Raw genomic sequence first — 3,645 nt, forward strand, 5'->3', positions numbered from 1 at the left:
AGGGCATACCGGAACCTTCGATGCTCGATCCAATAAACGCTTGGGGAGAGAATACCTCTACTTTTTCAGAAGCAATTCTGTCTAAGCAAGTAATCTCTGTGAACCAAGAATCCCCGTCTCTTTAGAGCGGGGAGTGTCAATTAATAGTGACGTGGAGTATAAACCCATTGCTTGGTTTTACCCTGCTCAATAAGGCGAGTTTTACTCGATCCAATCAAAATTATGGTTCGCATATCCGCATCTTTAATAGTCATATCCTCTAGGAATTTCACCGTCACTGTTTCCCCTTTTCGCCCTAAATTACGTGCTAGTACCACAGGAGTTTGCGGCGAGCGCCATTGTAATAAAATCTCTTTTGCCTTCTCCAATTGCCAAGTGCGCTCTTGAGACACAGGATTATAAAATGCGATCGCCAAATCTGCTCGGGCCGCTAACTCAATGCGCTGAGAAATCACCTGCCAAGATTTGAGAATATCTGATAGGGAAATCGCACAAAAATCATGTCCTAAAAGTGCGCCAACCCTTGCGGCCGCCGCTTGCATCGCCGAAATCCCCGGACAGACCTGAATTGCGATCGCATCCCATGCCGGTTTTGCTTTTTTTTCTAATACCTCAAACACGGCCGCGGCCATGGCATAAATTCCGGGATCTCCGGAAGAAACTAAGACAACCGATCGCCCCTTAGCCGCTAAATCTAGGGCCATTTCTGCGCGATCGAGTTCCACCCGATTATCCGATTCATGGCGGACAATTTCTGGTTTTCGCAGGGATTCTACCAAATCCAAATAGGTTTTATAACCCACCCAATCCGTGGCTTTTTCCAATACTTCTCGAACTTCCGGCGACATCCAATTTAGCGCACCAGGGCCGGTTCCGACTATGGCTAATTTACCTTGACTTTCGTGGGCAAAATCCCCTGGGGACAAACCGGATTTTTCCTTAATTTGCTGGCTTTCCTCACAGAGATAAACTAAACAGTTAGTGCTAGGTTTTGCTAAGTTTAAGTTATTTTTATCGATAATCTCAATGCTCAGTTTTGCTGCTGATGAAATCGGTAAATTACTATTTTTTAACCAGTCCGCTTCACCAATTAATTTTACTTTTTCACCCGCCAATAAATCGGCAAGAAACTTCTTAGCATCATCGGGATTAACTAACTGATAACCCAGTGGTGGCGATAATAAAGTCGTTTTGAATCTAATATCACCAGTGGTGGTAATTGCTGGGGAAATTTGCCAAACCGAGGCAATTTGACGAGCGAGATCATTAACCCCTTGTAAACCCCCCAACAAAGGCACTACGGCGCTGCCATCTTCCGCAATCGCTAATACAGGTGGTTCTTGCCATTTATTAGTTAATAAAGGTGCTAAAGTGCGAATTAAAATACCCGCCGCACAAATGCCAATAATTGGCGTTCCCGTCTGGAAAAATTCTCGCACCGTTTCGCCAAAATTAGTATAGGTAAAATCAGCCGAATGGGTACGATTTATTAACCCATAAACCACTGCTTCCGGTAGGGCCATCTGCACTTGACGAGCCACGGGAATGCTGGTTTCTCCTAAAATGAGAATAGCTGGAGGTTTCATTTGGCTTCCCCCGACTGCGTTGCGATTAACTTTTGGATAAATTCTTGATGCTCTGCCGAGTTAATTCCAGCCTTTAAGCTGTCTAACACCCGTGACATATTGCCGTTGAGCATGGCTGAAATATCTAACCACAAACCCGGAAATACTAGAGAGCAAATCACCCCTTCTTGGTTGGGTAACAAAGAAATATAATCGCCATCTTGTAAACTAAACCAATCAATTTTTTGATCAAATACCTGCCAAACAAGGTATTCTTGAATGCCACTGCGTCGATAAGCACGTTTTTTATCCCCTAAATCTATGGCGGCACTACTAGCGGCAATTTCTACCACTAATTCCGGCGATCCTTCTAGGTATCCCTCTGCACTTAGGGTTGATTTTCCCCCGCTTTCTTGACTAATTAATAACACCCCATCCGGCTGTAATTCGTTGTCGATATCCAAGCGGACTGTTGGCTCAATACCCATTTGTACTTGGGTTGTAGCAGCTTGATAAACTCCCAACCAAGTGATTAAACGTCCATGGGGTTCAGCATGAAATTTAAACCTTAATGGGGATGCCATATACACAACTCCTTCGATTAGTTCGGCTTTTTTTAATCCTGGCATAGCTTGATAACGGCGCTCGAATTCGGGACGAATTAAGCGATCCCCATTTTCTAAGGGTGGTAAATGTTGAGTGGTTACAGTCTGAGAATTTAAGGATTTAGCCAGGGAAGAAGTCATGGTGGCAGTCTTTGGGAACAAAACAGCATTGATTTTATTATAGATTGTTTCATTGGACTTCTTGAGGGATTTAATTTTTAACTGAAATTTTCCCAGAAGTCCCGCGCTTTTAGCGATGGGATGAATGGCGACCAACAGATAGACAATTACCCAAAACTATAGCATTTATCTTAGTGATGAGGTACAAAGTTTTCGTTTTGGGAAGTCGGTAGTCGATACCAAATTAGGTTACACTTCATCTAGTTATGAGAAACGCTGTAATAACTGATATAGCGCACCTAAATGAAAGGTAAACGTCCTCTTCTGGAGCCTACCCGTTCACGAATCAATTAGGCACACGATAACTGATAACCGATAACTGATAACTGATAATGTTGGTTCCCCTTACCCGTGAATCGATCGAGCAAATTGTCCCGATTATCGCCACCGGCCCCCAGTACGCTCACTATTGGGGTAAATGGTCCGATTTTCTGCGCCGTTTATTCATTTCTATCATCGCTCTCACCGCAGCTTGGTTAATCGGTAATTTATTCGGCCCCGGTGGTTTAACGATTAAACTGATTTTCGACATTATCGCTGGTTTATATTGGCTCTGGGGTCCGGTTTATTGGGCCAGTGTTCGCAATAATACCTATCGTCGTCTTCCCTACGGAGGGTTTTGGCGCGGTCGCGTTTTCGATGCTTTTGTCACCGAGGAATTAATCGGGGAAGAAGAAAGGGTCAATAAACGCGGGGAATTAGAGATTATCGAAAATCGCCAACGCTGTATTAATCTAGAAATCGGTGATCAAACTGGCTTTTCGGCGATCGTTCGCGCTCCCCTCAAACGCATTCATAAATCGATCCGTCCCGGGATGGTGGCCGAAGCTTTGTTAATGTCTCGAGAACCCGATTTAGGGGATATCAATCAGCTTTCTGATGTCCATCTTCCCCAACTCGACCAGTGGATAGGGGAATATCCCGTGCTGCGACGCGATATTTTCCAGCAAGTTAGCGGCGAATTAGGAGGGGGAAAAGAACCCCGGCCAAAACCTTCTCGTTATTCTAATAATAATGTCATCCGAAGACGCAAAACCCGTTAATTGTTCGGCGATCTCTGAAAAAACACCGGTTTCTCGGCTATCAATGAATAATAAGTAGCTGGTTAGAGTTAAATTGAAGATAGATTTTGGGTTCGATCCCCCCTTAATCCCTAGGGCTGTTTCATTCTCCCATCAGAATATCAAAAGTAAAAGCGATCACTGTCTTTGTAAAATGAAAAGTGACCGCCAACTTTTTAAATATATGTTGAGCTTAATAGAAAAACTGAAACAAGTCAAGGACTTTCGGAAAGA

The 3,645-nt window shown here is 43.9% G+C and carries 3 protein-coding genes; 1 reads left to right on the plus strand and 2 read right to left on the minus strand.

The window, feature by feature from the left end; genetic code table 11:
* Positions 1-140: 140 nt before the first annotated feature.
* Positions 141-1,586, minus strand: coding sequence for a precorrin-3B C(17)-methyltransferase (gene cobJ, locus IM319_RS05610; RefSeq protein ID WP_287734957.1), 1,446 nt, complete (start codon positions 1,584-1,586; stop codon positions 141-143).
* Complete coding sequence (locus IM319_RS05615; RefSeq protein WP_287734958.1) at positions 1,583-2,311, minus strand: Uma2 family endonuclease; 729 nt, start codon at positions 2,309-2,311, stop codon at positions 1,583-1,585. The genes cobJ and IM319_RS05615 overlap by 4 nt, the downstream gene beginning before the upstream one ends.
* A 371-nt stretch (positions 2,312-2,682) precedes the next feature.
* Here IM319_RS05615 and IM319_RS05620 point away from each other — a divergent pair, with 371 nt between their 5' ends.
* Entirely contained in the window at positions 2,683-3,393 is a 711-nt protein-coding gene (locus IM319_RS05620) for a phosphate ABC transporter permease (RefSeq protein ID WP_287078644.1), read from the plus strand.
* Positions 3,394-3,645 lie beyond the last annotated feature (252 nt).

Source organism: Microcystis sp. M113S1 (assembly GCF_020246945.1).
Lineage (GTDB): Bacteria > Cyanobacteriota > Cyanobacteriia > Cyanobacteriales > Microcystaceae > Microcystis.

Bases quoted from the DNA above. Each gene is read 5' to 3' on its own strand.
- cobJ (WP_287734957.1), bottom strand. From the start codon at position 1,586: ATGAAACCTCCAGCTATTCTCATTTTAGGAGAAACCAGCATTCCCGTG.
- IM319_RS05615 (WP_287734958.1), bottom strand. From the start codon at position 2,311: ATGACTTCTTCCCTGGCTAAATCCTTAAATTCTCAGACTGTAACCACT.
- IM319_RS05620 (WP_287078644.1), top strand. From the start codon at position 2,683: ATGTTGGTTCCCCTTACCCGTGAATCGATCGAGCAAATTGTCCCGATT.